Origin of the sequence: Virgibacillus sp. 6R (genome assembly GCF_001895305.1) — a bacterium.
GTDB lineage: Bacteria > Bacillota > Bacilli > Bacillales > Amphibacillaceae > Virgibacillus > Virgibacillus pantothenticus.
This window is the reverse complement of the sequence record NZ_CP017762.1, coordinates 4252325-4270791: the sequence shown is the minus strand read 5'-3', so window position 1 is coordinate 4270791 and position 18467 is coordinate 4252325. Positions and strand designations below refer to the sequence as shown.

Annotated in this window: 16 protein-coding genes; 5 read left to right on the top strand and 11 right to left on the bottom strand. The window is 37.9% G+C overall.

The window, feature by feature from the left end:
- Positions 1-3: 3 nt before the first annotated feature.
- From BKP57_RS19300 to yhfZ, 7 genes are all read right to left on the bottom strand, one after another.
- Entirely contained in the window at positions 4-1164 is a 1161-nt protein-coding gene (locus BKP57_RS19300; protein ID WP_072742192.1) for an alanine racemase, read from the bottom strand.
- Between the two features lie 24 nt (positions 1165-1188).
- Complete coding sequence (locus BKP57_RS19295; RefSeq protein WP_072742191.1) at positions 1189-2313, bottom strand: aminotransferase class V-fold PLP-dependent enzyme; 1125 nt, start codon at positions 2311-2313, stop codon at positions 1189-1191.
- Positions 2310-3230, bottom strand: a complete 921-nt coding sequence (locus tag BKP57_RS19290) for a phosphotriesterase family protein (RefSeq protein WP_050352550.1) — start codon at positions 3228-3230, stop codon at positions 2310-2312. The genes BKP57_RS19295 and BKP57_RS19290 overlap by 4 nt, the downstream gene beginning before the upstream one ends.
- A 21-nt stretch (positions 3231-3251) precedes the next feature.
- Positions 3252-4547, bottom strand: coding sequence for a YhfT family protein (locus BKP57_RS19285; RefSeq protein ID WP_050352549.1), 1296 nt, complete (start codon positions 4545-4547; stop codon positions 3252-3254).
- 28 nt (positions 4548-4575) lie between these two features.
- Positions 4576-4935 (bottom strand): DUF2620 domain-containing protein, encoded by a 360-nt coding sequence (locus BKP57_RS19280; RefSeq protein ID WP_050352548.1) that lies wholly within the window; start codon positions 4933-4935, stop codon positions 4576-4578.
- The gene (locus BKP57_RS19275; RefSeq protein WP_050352547.1) at positions 4932-5312 is read right to left on the bottom strand and encodes a PRD domain-containing protein; all 381 of its coding nucleotides are present in this window, start codon (positions 5310-5312) and stop codon (positions 4932-4934) included. The genes BKP57_RS19280 and BKP57_RS19275 overlap by 4 nt, the downstream gene beginning before the upstream one ends.
- 65 nt (positions 5313-5377) lie before the next feature.
- A complete protein-coding gene (gene yhfZ / locus BKP57_RS19270; protein WP_050352546.1) occupies positions 5378-6310 on the bottom strand; it encodes a GntR family transcriptional regulator YhfZ in 933 nt (310 codons plus the stop codon).
- Positions 6311-6556: 246 nt separating this feature from the next.
- On the opposite strand from yhfZ, the gene dpsA reads away from it, so the two are divergent.
- Entirely contained in the window at positions 6557-7429 is an 873-nt protein-coding gene (gene dpsA / locus BKP57_RS19265; protein ID WP_072742190.1) for a dipicolinate synthase subunit DpsA, read from the top strand.
- A gap of 349 nt (positions 7430-7778) precedes the next feature.
- Here the strand turns inward: dpsA and BKP57_RS19260 are convergent, their stop codons facing one another.
- Both BKP57_RS19260 and BKP57_RS19255 read right to left on the bottom strand, forming a co-directional pair.
- Positions 7779-10871, bottom strand: coding sequence for an AAA family ATPase (locus BKP57_RS19260; protein WP_072742189.1), 3093 nt, complete (start codon positions 10869-10871; stop codon positions 7779-7781).
- Positions 10872-10913: 42 nt separating this feature from the next.
- On the bottom strand, positions 10914-12095 hold the full coding sequence (locus BKP57_RS19255) for an exonuclease SbcCD subunit D (protein WP_072742188.1): 1182 nt from the start codon (positions 12093-12095) through the stop codon (positions 10914-10916).
- Positions 12096-12864: 769 nt separating this feature from the next.
- On the opposite strand from BKP57_RS19255, the gene BKP57_RS19250 reads away from it, so the two are divergent.
- From BKP57_RS19250 to BKP57_RS19235, 4 genes are all read left to right on the top strand, one after another.
- Positions 12865-13083, top strand: coding sequence for a hypothetical protein (locus tag BKP57_RS19250; RefSeq protein ID WP_072742187.1), 219 nt, complete (start codon positions 12865-12867; stop codon positions 13081-13083).
- A complete protein-coding gene (locus BKP57_RS19245) occupies positions 13083-14090 on the top strand; it encodes a sodium:solute symporter family protein (protein ID WP_072742186.1) in 1008 nt (335 codons plus the stop codon). Before BKP57_RS19250 ends, BKP57_RS19245 begins: the two co-directional genes overlap by 1 nt.
- A gap of 116 nt (positions 14091-14206) precedes the next feature.
- Positions 14207-15838 carry an amidohydrolase gene (locus BKP57_RS19240; protein WP_399479606.1) on the top strand — a complete coding sequence of 544 codons (1632 nt, stop codon included), beginning with the start codon at positions 14207-14209 and terminating at the stop codon, positions 15836-15838.
- The gene (locus BKP57_RS19235) at positions 15822-16865 is read left to right on the top strand and encodes a C45 family autoproteolytic acyltransferase/hydrolase (protein ID WP_072742185.1); all 1044 of its coding nucleotides are present in this window, start codon (positions 15822-15824) and stop codon (positions 16863-16865) included. The genes BKP57_RS19240 and BKP57_RS19235 overlap by 17 nt, the downstream gene beginning before the upstream one ends.
- A 50-nt stretch (positions 16866-16915) precedes the next feature.
- On the opposite strand, the gene BKP57_RS19230 is transcribed toward BKP57_RS19235, so the two are convergent.
- Both BKP57_RS19230 and BKP57_RS19225 read right to left on the bottom strand, forming a co-directional pair.
- Positions 16916-17440 carry a GNAT family N-acetyltransferase gene (locus BKP57_RS19230; protein ID WP_232231249.1) on the bottom strand — a complete coding sequence of 175 codons (525 nt, stop codon included), beginning with the start codon at positions 17438-17440 and terminating at the stop codon, positions 16916-16918.
- A 217-nt stretch (positions 17441-17657) separates the two neighbouring features.
- On the bottom strand, positions 17658-18362 hold the full coding sequence (locus BKP57_RS19225; RefSeq protein ID WP_050352540.1) for a class I SAM-dependent methyltransferase: 705 nt from the start codon (positions 18360-18362) through the stop codon (positions 17658-17660).
- Positions 18363-18467 lie beyond the last annotated feature (105 nt).

The following is an 18467-nucleotide window of genomic DNA, read 5'->3' as shown; positions in this document are numbered from 1 at the left end:
TATTCACCACTTCCTTTCAAGATGCACGAGGCTTGGTGATCCGGATTGAATTCCTTCTACTAGTGCCACATGTGCTCTTGTTACAAATATTTGTGTTCGAAATGCAAAAATGGCTGTATCTCCTATTTGTATTTGGAATTGCTTTGGCTTTTTAATTGCACCGTAATAATCAATAACTTCAGGGCTGTTCGGTCTTGTAGCTACATAATTTTGCAAAATGGTGACAGAATCATGACCGACAATGCAGCTTTTCATATTAGATCTGTCGTAAAATCCACCTGCAATCACGTGATAATGTTCTCTTGTCTCGTGAGACACTTCCGTGACATAGACCATTGCCGGTAATTCAGATAAAGACCGATACGCATGCAGCGGTGTCGTTCCTGTCAATCCATGACCAGGTTCGCCATGAGTTACACCTTGCTTTACTAAATAAGGAATTGTTTCACTACTTGTCCCGCCTGGTCCATTTACTTGTAAGACATTTACACCTTTTGTTTCCAGCATTTGTTTGCCTTTTAAAAGAGTAGTTAAATTTTCCGTCGGAACCATCTGTTTTTTATCATCAGCCAATTTCAAGATTGGAAACGTAGTTACTCCAACAACACGAACTCCTGGTAAACGAAGAATTAAATCCAATTCACGGTTTAGTAGAGATAGCTCAATTCCTCCTTCCTGCGCCTCATGAATATAATCATGAGGACCAACTATTTTCAATAGAATGTCTTGTTTTCTATTTATTTTTTGAGCTGCCTCAGATACTTGTTTTGCACGAAGATATGAAAAAACAGTAACGACCTCCGGCTCCCAACTAAGAACCTCTTGCCACTGATGCTTTCCAGGCTGCACCAAATGCCCGATGTTTCCGATCCGAATCCCATGGTCTGCCAACAGTTTTCCTTCATCAAAATCGACGGCTACTGCCTTATCTATCCCATTCGTTACCATATATTTGGCCAATTTTGGTAACCTTCCTAGCTGCTTACTCATAAAGTACAATTCCATTCCATGAGCTTTAGCTGTACGAGATAACAGTTTCGTATTTCCTATTAGCGCCTCTACATCGATCACATACGTATTTGGAGGGATTTCTCCAGTTTGATGAAGCGTAACACTCGTTGCAATTAACTTTGGGTTTCTCTCTATTGTCCTCTGCAAAAACATAGCTGTCTCCCCCTTTAATAGTGGCTAGTTATTTGATCCTATGGCTTGATTAAGAATTTGAACAACAGTAGCTGCACTAGATTTCATCGGATTAATTCGTAATCCATACTGCTTTAAATATGGCTGGGCTTCAAGGAAGCTTCCGGAAACGCGATAAATCATTGGAAGAATTTCATATTTTGATTCTGCACCAACAGGGTGTGTCGCAGCCCCAAGTGCATTGCTTCGCTGGATCACTTCAAACGCAATTGGAGAATCCAGTTCAACAATAACGTTCTTCGATTGTGCATTTGTCATATACGCAGACGCTACCCCTTTAACAGTGCCTTCATTTAATTGCTTACATAGTTCTTCTACTTGCTCATTTTGTATAGCAAGTGAGACTGGAGCAAATGTCATCATACGCAGCAGTTCCATCGCTTCATAACCTTGTACTTGACCGCCTCCAGAATAATTACGTTCCTGCAATATTGTAATAGCTTCTTTTTTACCAACTATAACTCCGATTCCTTCGGGACCAAGTAATTTAAAACCTGAGAATGTAGAGTAATCTGCTCCAAATTCAATACCAATTCCTGCTGTTTTCATGGCACAATAATTATCATCTACAACTATCGTGATATCTGGTCTTACTCGCTTTACATTCTGAATAAGTTCTTTTAAGTTGTAAGTGTCTGTCGGCTGCTGACGTGCATGCTGAATATAAAACAATTTGTTTGTTAGATCAGCTATTACTGCTTCTCGAACTGCATCAAGATCGTTATAGTCTACAGCTTTTGTCTGAATTCCTAACAGACGAATCGTATCTTTAGTTGTTGTATAGACAGGAGCTGTATGTATAAACATAGAATCTCCTGTTTTAAGTAAAGTACTTAATATTGTCCGAATTGCTCCTGTGCCAGCTCCTCTTACAAGAGCTGATTTCTCAGCACGAAAGAAGTTAGCGATAACCTGCTCTACTCTTTTTGTTTGTTCAGGTCTTTTACAATTAGGGGTTACACCCAAATCGCCCAATGATAAAAACTGTTGACCTGTGAACACTTTGCTCATGTGATTAGTAAGTTTAAATTGTAATTGTTTCGCCTCTTCTACAGTTAATACAGGAAGCACAGAAGAAGCATATTTTAATGAAGATGGATTATAAATCATCTATTTTGCTCCTTTATTGAGAATGCGCTAGCAGGATTTGTTACTAGCAAATCCTGAATTATTTCATCAGAAACTCTTCTGGCCCGTAATTTAGGAATAAAATTATGGAGCACTAAATCATAACCAGGACCTCCGTGTTTCTTCCAATGGGACTTCCTTGTTAAATCAGCAGATAACAATATTTGCCTATGATATCCTCGTTCTATAAAATCGAGTAAAAATTCAATCCGCTCTTCATCAGGGCGATAATTATTTTTTCCGATCGTATCAAAACCGATATAAACGCCTGACTGCAGTACCTCAAGAACTTCTGCTTTATTCGAATTTAAATCCTGGTGCCCAATAATGATTTGATTCGTATCTACTCCGTAACCAATCAGCATATCTACTTGCTCACTTCCTAACGTACCTAGAGATGTATGCGTTGAAATAGGTAGTCCAGTTTCAACAGCAGCAATCGCTGCACCCATGATTAACTCCTTTTCAATCGGTTTTATCTCATGAACACTCGTACCTATCTCTCCAATAACTCCTGGAAGAACCCTGGTATTATCTACCCCCTCCTGACTCTCCTTTACAAAGTGCTCTGCGAACTGTTCTCTATCCCATTGCATCGCAAATTCAGGTATAAATGGATCTTTATAAAATCCCGTACATGTAACAATATGCACAGAAGTCTTTTCACTTAAGCGCACCAATCTCTCAACGTTTCTACCCATTCCTTCATTCGTAAGCTCAATTAAGGAACAGCCCCCAGCTTTATAAAAATGAGTTAATTCATCTATCATTCCTTGCTCATCATCTAAAATGGTATCCGGATCACCTTTAATTCGTGATAAATCAATAGATAGATGCTCATGAGCTGCACAAATTCCGAATTCTTCCGGTTTTATTTTCCCTCTTACTGTCTGTATCATTGAAGTATGACCTCCTATGTGCTATTGAGGGATAGACATGACCCCCAGTAGAACTAAAATATTAGCTATAACACCTACAGCAATCGCCCCTACTGGTCCCACTGCCATCCGTACAATTGGTCGCCCAGCTGCTTCATTTAATAAGTAAAATCCTGCGATAAAGAAAAAACCAAATCCAGGAGCAATCATATTTGAAGCGTTTGCTCCACCAATCAAAAGTGCAACTTCTAATAATTTAGTCATAGCACTACGTATATTCTCTCCTGAATTTCTAACCCCAGGATATTTATCAAGAAACTTTGCAATAGAACTTAGTAACATTACTTCCAAAAAGATAACAATAGCACCAGCCAGAACTGCTATCCAAACATTCGGAGAAAATAGGCCTGCTACAAAAATTAACGTAAAACCAACTGGACTATAAACGCCAGTAGCTATTGCTGTTGAAGCGACAAGTGGAATAAACCCAATTGCTCTAGCTGCAGCTGCTATTCCAGCGTCTGTTTGTTTTCCTTCAGCTAATAAATTCAACGAAATAGGGTCACCAGCCATTAATAGCAGATTAGTAGCGCCAGCAATTAGGGCACCAATTAACATAAAGAAAACAACATTTTTCTTTATTGCGCTTACTTTGTCGCTAAAGATGGATGCTAAATCCACCGTAGCATCATCTTCATTTGTCTTCTCCTTCATTGCAAAGCTGAATAAGAAAATCATTCCAGCGATTAATGCCATTCCTTCTTGGTTAAGCGTTATCACATTTCCACCAATAACAAATAAACCGCTTTCATTTAAAAATACAGCTAATTGCCTCATTAAGGCTGCTACTAGAAACGTAAGAATACCTTTTTTCAAACTAAATTGAAGTGCAACAGCTAATGCGGGAAAAGCCATAAATGTAACTACTACTGGTGTACCTACTTCTCCCATCGGTTCAAGGAAGTTTACCGGTAAATGTTCAAACAATTTTACAAAACCTTCTAAGCCTATTAAAAGTCCCCAGCTATATAATCCCCCAATAACAGCCGCAAGGGGAGTACCCCATTTATTTTTTGGGGTTATTAGACCGATAATATCTGTACCTAGTAAAATACTATGAATTAAAATAATACTTGCAGTTATGGTGAATGGTATTCCAAAACCAACTACTAAACCAAAGCTCATCGCAAATGCTGTTAGCCCAAGTTCCCTGCGCTTTAAACGGCCGTCTAAATGTTCAGAAACAATAGGACGTAGGCCATCATTAAATACAGCTATATTCATATTTGCTAATACTGCTGCTAAAGCCCCAATTAAAATAACAAATATCATTTCCATTCCACATACTCCCCCCTATTGAATAACGTTAACTTTTATTTTTCAGGGCATGAATAATCATAGGGACCGCTGCTTCCAAATGATCTCCAGTAAATCCAAAAGCTACTTTTCCATTTTGAACAGCGGCTTCTACTGCTTGTTTATTCGGCTTTCTGCCCGGCATTGAAACCGTTTCACATTTTTCTCGACCTATCATGGCGATTGCCATCGCAAGTGCACCACCTCCTCCAGTATGACAAGCTCCTAAATAGTAATCTGCCTGCTGTGTTTTCATTGCCATTGCTGCATCTAAATCCGATTTCACTACTGTCTCAATCGAACTATCAATCTCCTTGATTAAAGCCTCCATTGCTTGTTTTTCCACTTGTCCACCAATTACGATTTTCACGCTTTATTTCCTCCCTTATTTAATGAAATGACATTGATAAAATGTATGTATAAAAAAACTTTTTCCTGTTGCGGTAAAGTTCCGCCCCACTCTTCTTCTAATAAACTAACTTGTTGCTTTGCTAATAAATAGTATGGGGACTTCTTTACCTCGTCCATCGCTTCAACTACTGGTAAATCTAATTCTTCTCCTTCCTTCATTCGTTCTAATGCTGAAGGTAGATGGGTAAATAACATCTCTGCTTGTTCAAGATTTTTCATACGTAATTCTTTTAATAAACGTTGGAAAGCACGCAAAGTAAGATAAAAAGTATCTTTAGATATGACCTTTCCTAGTAATAAAATTTGTAGCCTATCTTGCAGATTATTTATATTCATAGATAGCACCCCCTATATATAATATACTGTATTTTGTATATTGATGATAAAGAGAATTACCTATGTTAATAATGAGGCAATTTCTCTTTATTGATTACTTTTTGTTGTATTTCTAGTATCCTATCTTTATCTAATTCTTTGATAGCAGAATGAACATCTTCCCTGTCTTTTTCAACTAAAATAACAGCTGTAGAAGCCTTTAAAGCTAATGCAGAAGCTTTATGAGATTGAAACTCTCCTGTCGTAAAAGTTTCTTTCGACCTATTTTCATCGGCATTCCATACAGCAGCATCTATATGTTCATTTAAAAGCATATCAAACAATTGCATATAATTAACTGGAACAAAAGAAACTGTATACCCTTCACATTCCAATAATGTCAATTGAGACTGATCAACTGACGTATAATCTATTCCTATACGCATCCCATCCTCTATTTTGGTATGTTGCTTGTTGGAAAAGAATACCTGGTGGGTAGAAACATACGTATTCGCTCCAAAATTCACAATTATTTCAAGGTTGTCTTCTTGCTCCATCTCTGTTTCTGCAGCTAGTTGTGACATGACTACAAAATCAGATCTTCTCGCCTTTAAAGACTCTAAGCGCTGTTTTGAACCTCTCATATAAACTAAATCAATATTGTTAACAATCGTCTCAGATACCTCAATGATTCCCGTTGCCAATCCTTCATACATGGCTGAATAGGGTAATGGCATTGCACCGACTAACTTCCCTACACCAGCTATCTCTTTAAGTAAAATCGTATCTTTTTTTCTTAAAAAAGTTCCAAGATGACCACGTGCGTCTAGTTTAATAGCATGAAGTTTTTCTAATACCTTTAAAGCCCCTTGGACCGTTCCATTACCAATCCCAAGCTCTTGAGCCAAGTCACTTACCTTTGGGATACGTCCCCCTTCATCTAATAACAATAATTTTTTTGCAATCTCTCTTGCTGCTAATCCGTTCTTAGAAAATAAACTTTCCCAAATCCTGCTCATACTTATCCCTTTCAAAATACGAAATTTTGTATATTGTTATTATAGCGTTTTCATATTCAATAATCAATAGCTTATTCATCCATATTAGTATGTTTTATGAACAATATACTGGAATAATTATCTTTTTTTATCATACAATTTATACAGTGAACACAATTTTATTGTAAAACAAATTAGGACCTTTCTATACTAATATGATTTATCTAATAGCCTCATATATACCTTCTACAAAAAGGAGACCGTAATATGAACATGCGTCATATACTCATTATGGGCGGCGACGCCAGATATTTACATGTAATAGAATCATTGTCACGTACGGACAATCAGCTTTATTTAATCGGCTTCCATCACCTGTCATTTAAAAAACATAATGTTAAACATACCGAATTAGAGCATACCAATCTTTCTATGATGGATGCGATCATATTGCCAGTTGCAGGAACAGATGAAAAAGGAAAAGTAGAAATTACCTATGCGGATGAGTCGCTTTTTCTTACAGAACAAATCCTTTCCTGCACACCTAAACACTGCACGATCTATACGGGTACTGCGAATGATTATTTACGAGAAATTTGCTTAGCTGCAAATCGAAAAATGGTACGATTATTTGATCGTGACGACGTTGCCATTTATAATTCTATTCCAACTGCAGAAGGAGCATTGAAGTTAGCGATTGAAGCAACAGAGGAAACCATCCATAGCAGTAATGTATGTGTGCTAGGTTTTGGCAGAGTAGGAAAAACAGTAGCGCGTCTTTTTCATGATGTTGGCGCTCACGTACATGTAGCAGCCAGAAATAGCGCTGACCTGGCTAGGATTACCGAAATGGGACTAACTGCAATCAAAACCGACCAACTAAATACGGTCATTGGTAACATAGCAATTTGTATAAATACGATTCCAAAACTAGTAATCGATGAAAACCTAATTGGTAATATGTCCCCTTCTGCTGTAGTTATCGACCTTGCTTCAAAACCTGGAGGCGTAGACACTGCTTGTGCGAAACAGCATCATATAAAAGCTATTCATGCACTTGGTTTACCAGGAAAAACAGCTCCAAAGACAGCTGGAAAAATCCTTGCCAAAGTGCTTATTGATAGCTTTAATAACGAGTAAGAGCACCAGGATAAGAAGACTTATAGAGTAGATAAAATCCAATTAGACAGATGCTAATTGATTTCATCTATATAAATACAGGTAACATTTTTTCAAAGTAGACAGCTCATTATTATTGATCTGTCTACTCTGAAAATCATTGTACAAAGTAAAACGTCAACCAAACGGTTTTTTTATTCTCTTCTGACGATCCATTGAATAAAACCAAACATTGAACTAGCAATGGAACTTCCACTTGTTCTACTCAGCATCACCTTGCAGACCGAAAGTGATGGTCTTATTATCGCCTTTTTCTAACGGAGCACTTCTTTTACTCATCTCTTAGATGACCAAAAAGACTAGAATAACATTATTTAATGATAAATTTCGTTCTGCTCGATCCATCTTTGGACTTGGACACTTCCAGGACAGCTGGAAAAATAGTCTTTAATTCCTGAACATGAGAAATGATCCCGATCATTCTACCAGATCGTTGCAGATCGACTAACGTATCAATTGCTTTATTTAATGCTTCCTCATCCAACGTACCAAAACCTTCATCAATAAACATCGTGTCAATTGAAATTGCACCTTGAAAGCTTTGAATAACATCTGACATTCCAAGCGCTAAACTAAGGGAGGCATTAAACTTCTCTCCCCCCGATAAAGTTTTCACATCCCTTGTTTGTCCTGTATAGGCATCGTATACATCAAGGGCAAGACCACTCTGTTTGCCGTGTGACTCCTGACGATCACTACGTATAAAGACATATTGACCATTGGACAGTTCTTTTAATCGTTCATTTCCCGCAGCAATAATTTGTTCTAAGTATTCGATCTGCAAGTAGCGTTCAAACGATACTTTCCGATTATTTTGCCCGCGTACGGTATCGTATAAATCAGCTATCCGTTGCAGCCTACGTTCACGCTCCGTTGTTTTTTCAATCCCTTGTTGAATATATTGCTTTAATGCTTGTGCTTCCTGCCCATAATGCTTGGACTTATTCAACCTATCTAAAGCCGCTTCATATTCTTCTTTCCAATGATTTAATTCGGTTTGAATGACAGTTAAATCGAATTGATGTTTATCTGTTAACACATTCTTTAATTCCTGGACCTGTTCACGTAACATAGATTTAGTTTGGTCATATTGTTCGAGCTCTTCTTTTAAAGCTAACCGTTCAGATTCAGGCATTTTTGCTTTTTGATAACTCTCTTCTGAATAAAAATGTTCCTTTTCCAACGCCTGGATAAACTGAGTCACTGCCTTGTCACGTTTTTGTATCGCTTCTTCTAGCTGCTTTTTTGCATGAGTGACCTCTGAACTAGCTTTCATTTGCTCTTCTTTGGATTTTTGCTGCTGCTTTTGCACTTCTTCCCATGCTTGTTCTAACTTTTTTAGATTGCTTTGAGTTTTAGATAATTGTTCCTTTAATTCGGATAATATACGCATATTTTCAGGAACAAATTGAATTCTTTCCTGATAGAGCGTTTCTTCTTGAGCTAATTTTAATTTTAGCTGATGATCTCTTTGTTGCTGTTCTTTGTACTTTGCTTCTAATTCTTTACAGCTAGAGCGTAGCTTTTCCAATTCGCGCTTTCTTTCTCCCAGCTGGTTACGTTGTTGCTTTAATTGCTCTACCTCAGCACTAAGCTGTTTACCAGCAGCGGCAAGCTGATCTTCTTTTTGTTTTGCACTAGTTATGACAATATGGTGCATTTCTAATTCAGTCGTTTTTGCACGAACATCATCTTGATTCGCTTTTAATTTACCAAGTACATCACGATACTCCCCATCTAGCCTTTCGAATTCTCTTCTAGCTTTTTCTAATTGCTCTTTTGTAACAGCTTCCCTCTGCTGTGTGGCTTTATTTGGATGGTCTACACTGCCACAAACAGGACAAGCCTCTCCATCATGTAAATGCGCAGCTAGATAAACTGCTTGATTATCCATCCATGCTTGTTCCAGTTTGTTATAATTTCCTTTCATCTGTATAGCTGTTTTTTGTTTTTGCTTTGCCTCGTTTTTTAACAATATTTGCTGTTCCATTAGTTTACGATAATCACGCACCAGCCTATATTGTTCACGCATCGTAATTAATTCTTCCTGCAGATCAGGTAGCTTTGCTACCAATTGGTCAAGCTGGTTTATTTGCTTATCCACTTGCTCCATCTGGGCATTTTTTTTCGTAAGACTCTGTTCAGTAGAATATAGTGCTTCAGAAGCCTGGTTGGTTTGTTTTTCCAAATCAATTAAGCTTCGGTTCATTTTATCTATCTGTTCTACAATTGGCAAATATTCCTTTAGTTTATCCAGTTGTTTACGAAGGGCTTCACGTTTAGGTTCACGCTTTTCCTCTGCTTCAAAATTTATATTCGCCTGGTTCACCTGTTCATCGATCAGCTGTTTATTTCTTTTTGCTTCAGTTAGATGTCGTTTCTTGTTTTCTTCTTCTTGAAGCCAATCATTTCTTTGCTGTTCCAATAGAATAATCCCTTGGGCGCGTTCCGCTTGCTCTAGTTTACCCTTTTTTTGGCTATGTGCTGTTTCCTGTAGTTCAAGCTCTTTTAAACGTGCTTGTTTCTGATTTAACTCAGCAAAACGCTCATTAATCGTTGTTGCTTGATAAAATTCTTTTTGTTTTTTATCGTGCATATGATACGCATGTTCATATATTTTTTTATCTGTGATGATTTTTCCTTCATAATAACGACATTCTTCCTGAAGACCTTGTAATACTTGATTCATATTATAATTTTCTTGCTCTAATGTTTGAAAAAGTGCCCCTTCTTCCCGAATTGGAAGCGTAGCATGGATTTGAGCAATATATTGCTTTAGTTCCTGGTCTGCTTGCCTGAAAGCTTCTTCTGTCGCCAATTTTTTTTGCTTCAGTCGCTCCGTAATTGCTTGGTACGTTTCCGTTTTAAATAATCGCCGTAAAATTTCTTCTTTATTTTCTGTTTGTGATGTTAACAATTTACGAAATTCGCCTTGTGGCAGCATCACAATTTGTTTAAATTGATCCTGTGTTAAACCGATAAGCTGTTCCATTTTACAATTAATCTCCGATACAATTTGCCTATCTACACAAGGTATTTCACCGTCACTTGTCATTTCAAAAAATTCATATCGCTCGCCTGTTTTCGTTTTATTGCCTTTTTTTACATGCCCCAGCTGTCGCAAAATCCGATACTGTTTGCATTTTAAATCAAACAAGAGCTCTACAGCTGTATGAACGTGGTCTTCTGCAAAATCACTTCGAAGCATTGCATTGCTCTCTCTGTCTTGTCCACTGGCAGCACCATATAGAGCAAAACAAATGGCATCAAAAATCGTTGTCTTGCCTGCTCCAGTATTCCCTGCTATTACGAATAGACGATTATCTCCAAGATCATCAAAATGGATTACTTCTTTATCCTTATATGGACCAAACGCCGTCATGGTTAACTTTATCGGCTTCAACTTTTTTCATCCTTCCCAATCTTATCAGCTTGACATTCATATCTAGTTGCTTATACGAGCAATACCTTTTGTTTCGTTTTGTTCCGTTAAAAGATCATTAAGGGTTTCTTGGAAAAGCATCACGGTTTCTTCTTCTGGTTCATGCCCCTTTACTTCCTTGTAAAAGGCTGTAAACAGTTCCAGATCGGACATCTTCGTCCGCTCCATCGGCTTTTCTTGATCGGAAGCTTCTGGTTTTATAAAGAAACTCTTTCTCTCCACATGCATCGCATTTGGATAAACCGAGCGCACTTTTTCCATCGGCGAAAGGACAGGTGTTTCATCTGTCAACTTAATAAATACATAATCTTCATTAATAGGTTGTTGTAAAAGTTCGCTTAATGAACCTACTACTGTTCGCATGTCCCTTTTTGGTATTAGCAACTGTTTTTCGATCTCAACGTTACCCTCTCCATCCATTTCTACAATAAAAAACCCTTTACGGTGATTTTCCTCCGAAATCGAGTATTTTAATGGTGAACCGGCATAGCGGATTTTTGGGTCTTTTACATAATGCGCTTGATGGAGATGCCCTAAGGCAGTATAGTGAAAACGTTGAAAGAGCTCAGCTTCCACGTATTCCGAGCCCCCTATTGCTAACGGACGTTCTGATTCACTTGTGTTTTCCTCTTTTTCCCCATAAGGTGTTACAAATGCATGTCCTACAAACATATGCCTTGCATTTGGATCCATCTTAGCTTCGATATGTTTAATTATTGTCTGCATCGCATCGTTGTGATTACGTATTTCCTTCTCACCAAAAACGTTACGAACAATGCTCGGGTCACAATATGGAATAAGGTAAACATGGACTTCTCCATACGCATCGTGCAATACGACTGGTTTTATAGAGCTAGAAAGATTCCCAATAATATGCAGCCCATTCTCACGCAAAATCTTGCTTCCAAAATCCAGCCTGCTCGGGCTATCATGGTTACCAGCAATCGCAAGCACAGGGATTTTAAGTTGCAATACGATTTTACCAAGCGTTTCATCCAATAAATGAACAGCTTCTGTAGGTGGAACAGCACGGTCATAAAGATCTCCTGAAATAATAACAGCATCGGGCTGCTCATCCTCGACAGCTTGGATGAATTGATCCAAAATATATCGTTGATCATTCGTCATATACACACCTTGTACAAGCTTACCAAGATGCCAATCTGCAGTATGAAAAAATTTCATCTATGAAACTACCTCCCCAAATATGTAAACCAACATTTTATATAAAGTAAATCTGCAATCCGTGGGGATTATCTTTCCCCCTAAAATAGTAGATCAAAACTTAGGTTCTCAGGCGTCCTTGCAAAAGAAAAGCACTTTTTCTGCGTCTGCGTGCGATGTAACGCTGACGTGGTTTTCCTTGTCTTTGCAAAACAAAAACACTTTTCTGCACGATACGCATCTAATAATCAACATCTTATCTGCCCCGAATGAATTAGAATTTCATTCAAGTGCCATTATCCCCCGCTTGGACTGCTATGAATCTTCCTCAACCCTTGAAGCGGGAGACTTGCGAGTTACATTCGGGATAAAATTTGTATAAGTACATCTATGTATCAATGGTTTGTCCTACTTTCTAGTATAAATCAATTTCTATTATCTAACCAGTTGTCATTTTGTAGCTTCTATCAAACCTTAAGCTACTGCAAATGTTGATCTTATTTCTTTGAGCTGTTCACGGTTCCTGTCCTCGCGACACTATATCATGATCCCATTGCATGGAAGGTGTCAGCCTCGATTTCTTTTTAAACGTATAACGTTCTCAGCGATTGGACACCTTACACAGACTTTCTTTAGAAACTGCGATTAAATCTTATTATCTTCTAATGGATGAAAAAGTAGACACACAGTAAAACTTTTACATCTTATTTTTAACATTCTTATTAATGAATAAATTATACCTTTCATCTACACTATAAAATAAAAAACATAGATGAAATGGAGTGATTAAATGAAAGTGACATGCAAACTCCCTAGGACAAAGAAAAGTTGGTTTAGCTTCGGACTTATTTTATTTGTTATTGCACTTGGTAATTGGTCTTTTATACCACTGTTTAATAAACCTTCCATCATTTTAGGAATGCCAATCATGATGGTATGGTCCATCTTCATTATTATTTTTACAACCGGTACCTTGTGGTTTGTAAGTAAAATAAAAGGATTTAGCTAATGAATATGTATGTGCCGCTTTTAATCACATTATCTTATATGATTATTGCTATTCTTTTAGGTTTAAGAGCAAGTAAAGGGAAAAATATGAATGATACTGAAAATTGGGGTGTAGGAAGTCGCAGTATGGGTCCAGTAATGATGTATTTGTTAATTGGCGCCGGCGGGGTTAGTGCTTACACGTTTATGGGTTCGCCCGGTTGGGCATACGCAAAAGGTGTGCCAGCACTTTACGTCGTTGTATACCTGACTTATATGGGGATCGTTGCTTGGTATTTTGGTCCAAAAGTATGGGAATTAGGTTATAAGTATAAACATGTGACGCAATCTTCAGCTATTTCTGACCGTTATGAAAGTAAAGCATTGGGGGCTTTATCGTCTATAGTAACTTCAATTGGCATATTAGCTTATGCTGTATTACAAACAACAGGAGCAGCTTATATTTTACATGTTATGAGCTATGGATTAATCCCCAAATGGGTCGGAGTTTTCTTATCCTTAGGTGTCATTTCCATCTACTTATATCGAAGTGGTTTAAAAGCAATTGGAGTTACGAATGCCTTTCAAGGAGGTTTAATGTTTGTTGTCTCTTGGTTTGTTGGGTTATGGGCAACACAACAATTTACTGGCGGATATTCCTTCCGAGCCATTTTTGAACGTGTTCAAGCTGATATCCCTTCCTTTCTGACATTGCCTGGAGGGGTGAGCGACATGAATGTAACCTTTTGGTCGACGTCCATTTTAATCTCTGTCTTTTCTATTTGGCAAACGCATTGGATTCAATGGATGGGTGCTTCTTCTAAACAATCCATTAGACGTGCAGCAACGTTGCTACCTACTTTCTATATTGTTTTAATCCCCATGATCGTCGTTGGATTTATCGGAATTTTCATATACCCTAATCTAGGGAGTCCAGATACCATTGCTATCCAATTGGCTATTGATCATATGCCAGCTGTTGTAGCGGGTTTACTTGGTGCTGGTACTTTGGCCGCAGCAATGTCATAAAGTGAACCTTGTATCTTTCCTGATATGACGGAGGAACTTTTTACAGAAAACCGCAATGAATTATCTGGTGCAAAATTATCTAAACTTTAAAAAGATCTAATACTGGAGGGAGACTATTGAATAAACAAACCATTTTTATAAATGGAGAAATTATCACCGTTAATATGAATAATGATATTTGTCAAGCACTTGCTATAAGAGGTAATCAAATAATAGCTACAGGAAGTAATGAAAAGGTTTTAGAGCTACAAGATAGCAAAACTGAAATAGTCAACTTATATGGCCAAACTTTATTGCCAGGATTTATCGACTCCCATCTGCACATAACTATGTATGGAATTAACAGACTTTCTATTCATTGTAAACAAGATCAGCTACATTCCATTTTTTCTCTGTTAGAAGCGCTTAAAATAAAGGTTGCAAAAACACCAAAAGGAGAGTGGGTTCGCGCATTCGGCTACAACGAAAATCACATGACCGATAAACGCTTACCGACAAAACAAGAATTAGATACAGTATCTAAAGATCATCCCATTATCGTTGGTCGGGTATGTGGTCATGCTTCTGTTGTAAATAGCAAAGCCTTCCAATTAACTGGTATAAATAAACATACTCCAGATCCTATGGGTGGGAAATACGAAAAGAATGAAGCGGGAGAACTGAACGGTACTTTAATAGAAAATGCTCATATGAATATGTTTGCTAAAGCCGCATTCTCAGAGTCTGAGTTAAGCGAAGCCCATAAAATCGCTTCTCAAGAGTTTGCAGCAAAAGGGATAACTTCTATTCATGATGCCACAGGATATGGACTAGATAATCTTCGTAAATTGCAACAAGATGCCCGGTCGGGTACAATACAACAGCGAGTTTATGCAATGGTTGGTGCCTTAAACAATGCACAAGACGTTGTAAAACATATGGTTTTATCTGGCGTTTCCACTGGTGTAGGAGATACGAAATTTAGAGTTGGCCCTGTTAAGTTATTTTTAGATGGTAGTAGTAGTGGTCCAACTGTTTGGACAAGAGATCCTTATACAAGTGATCATAACAATTATGGCATCCACTATTTTTCGCAAGAGGAAGTAGATGAGCTATTTATTCCAGCCCATGAAAAAGGATGGCAAATAACTGCACATGCTCAAGGTGATGCTGCAATAGATATGTTACTGACCACCATCGAAACAGCAAACAGACTCTATCCACGAACGAATTCTCGTCATCGCATCGAGCATGCAGGTGTAGCAGCGCCTGACTTAGTAAAAAGAATGAAAGAACAACATGTAGTCCCTACACCAAACCCAGCATTTCACTTCGAGTACGGCGATGGTTACGTAAAAGATTACGGAGAACGTTCCAGTTATATGTACCCTTTAAACGATTATTTAAAAGCCGGTATACCAGCAGCAATTGCTTCTGATTGCCCTGTTACTGATGTTGATCCGTTCCGCGGGCTATATGGCGCAATTACAAGAATGTCTGAATCCGGACAAATAATTGGTGAAGATCAACGAATTCCTTTATTAGAAGCAATACGAATGTATACCTATAATGGTGCATATGCATCATTTGAAGAAAAGATCAAAGGAAGTATTGAACCCGGAAAATTAGCAGACCTTGTATTAATGAATTGCTCCTTACTGAACAGTCATGTAAATGATTTACTGGAAGCTAAAGTAGAGTGGACAATGATTGATGGAAAGCTAGTTTATCAAAACAAAGGAGAAGCGATATATGTCCCAGAGAGCTAAGCAAATTAAAAAACAAACGTTAGCTGGATCACCTTACGACACTGGTTATGAGCATGGAAAGCTGGCGGAAGTACAGATAAAAAACAGCCTACAAACGTACGAAAAAATGTTTAGAGAGTATGCTGAAACGTCTTGGGATGAAGCATGCGACCAAGCTTTACTGCATGTGAATTATGTAAAAGAGCATTATCCTTCGTTTTTGGAAGAAATGAAGGCAATAGCTATCGGTGCAAAGGTGGAGTTTGAAGATATTTTAGTATTAAATTGCAGAAGTGAGATAGCACTTACTTCTCCTGACGGTTGCTCTTCATTCGCACTTACGCAACCCAAAACAGAAAAGACATGGCTCGCACAAAATTGGGACTGGAAAAGAGAACAAGTAAATTCAATACTTCATCTTGAGCTAGTACAAGACAATCTTCCAACTATTCAAATGATAACAGAAGCAGGTATCATTGGGAAAATAGGGTATAACAGTCATGGTATAGGCGTCTGTTTAAATGCTTTAAGAACAAATCAGTGGCAGGCGAAGTTACCCATTCATTTAGGGCTAAGGGCAATCCTTGAATCACACACTTTTGAAGAAGCTATCAGCAGAATAGATCAAAACCAAATTGCATCAGCAGCGCATTTTCTTATTGCATCTAAATCAAAAGACATAATTAGTGTGGAGGTCTCTCCAGTATATACCGAGAAAATACTTCCCAAACACGGGTCCCTTCAACATACGAACCACATTTGTTCGTCAAAAATGAAAAAAACAATGGATGAGTTTGCAAAACCCGACTCTTTTGACCGTCTGTGCATACTTTCTGATTTAATTGACTCACAAATAGACAAATCTATCAATCACGAATTCCTTTTCCAATTGCTAGCTAATCATGACAATTATCCAAATTCGATCTGCCGTCATCATAATCCTGCGTTATCAGAACAAGAGCAGACAGAAACGGTTTTTAGTATAGCCATGAATCTAAATGATGCCGGTTTTTATTGGTTTTTAGGTAAACCTTGCCAATATTTTTAAACTGTTATTATTCGGTACAAATTCGTCATAATAAAATGATACATCATTCATCATAGCATAAACACAGGAGAATAATGAACAGTACCCTGGGTTGTAGTTAACACACCTGCTTGTAATTCTTTTACCATATATAAGTCATCTTCAACAGCAAAAGGTGGCTTAATGTTATAGGCAGAAGCCTTAACAAAGCCAAATTTAGGATAATATTCCTTATGTCCCAAAACTACTACTACAGAAAAATCTAACCTCGCTGCTGTTGTTAACCCGAATGTAATTAACGCCGTGCCGATTCCTTGGTTCTGATATTCAGGTAATACAGATAGCGGAGCTAACGATAACCCAATTAAGGAATTACCAGCGTTTTTAATTTCTACCGTAGTAAATAAAATATGTCCGGTAATCGTTTTGCCCTGCTTACTAACTAGCGAAAGTTCTGGGACAAATTCATTGGACGTTCGTAACGCACGTACTAATTCATGCTCCTTCCCATTACTATTGGCAACATTTTGAAACGCTTGCTGGATGACATCTTCCGTCTGCTTATAATCGCTAGGTTGTTCTTTTCGTATAAGCAAAATCAACCCTCCTCGCTTTACTCGACAATTTTTATGTTGCTTGGATGTAACTGAAGTAAATCCTCCCCTTCTATGTACAACGTGAAACTTAGGAGAGTAAATCAAGAATCTACTAAAAGACTAAATGCCTAATTCTATACAGAGCCCTTTATTCTCCTTTTGGTAATAACCATCAGTGGGAGGTAAAAGCACCTCCTCCACTGATTGAGGGTTCACTTTATCGCAAGCAGCGAAATACGCAATATTGAAGTGCCTCTTGATAAATTTCGGTAAGTTCTTGATGCTGATGCAGTATTTCGATTGCTTCATCTATTTGTGACTCTGAGAAATGAAAATCTTGAGCTTCATCTATCTCCACCTTCAATGGGTCTATGACTGGCTGTTCCAGATCAATTTGTTTAAATCCTGCCTGTATCAATTTTTCTCGCCATTCTGCTTCTGTTAATAGCTCACGAAACCCATAAAACGAGGCAATCACATTCCTATCTACCTCTGACATGCTTGCATCTATCATTATTTCAACAGCTAATAACCGCCCATGAGGCTGTAAAGCTTCCATAATAGAAGATAGCGATTTAGATAGATTTGTAAAAGCGAGTACCGATTCCGAAAGTACGATGTCAAATTGCTCCTTCAAACGCATATGTTCTACATTTTCTTGAAAAACTGTAATTGGAACATTACACGTATTAAACCTTTGTATAGCTTTTTCCACCATTAATGGGTGTATATCCATCGCTGTTACTGCACATGGAAAGTGTTCAGCGATAAAAGCTGCTGTCTGTCCGGTTCCGCACCCTATATCCAGTAAGCTCGTTGTGCGATCAATAGATTCCTTTACTAATATTTTTTTCGTTAACTTTAGTCCTCCAGGGTGTGCACCACCTATTCCAAGTTTGGCTAAACTATCCAAATAATTCATGCTTTCACCTCCAATAGTTTAACATATGTGACCATCGTTGGTTGAGGTACGAAAGGTCAATATTTTTTCCACTATGCATATGCTATCGCAATGAATCTTTCGAAA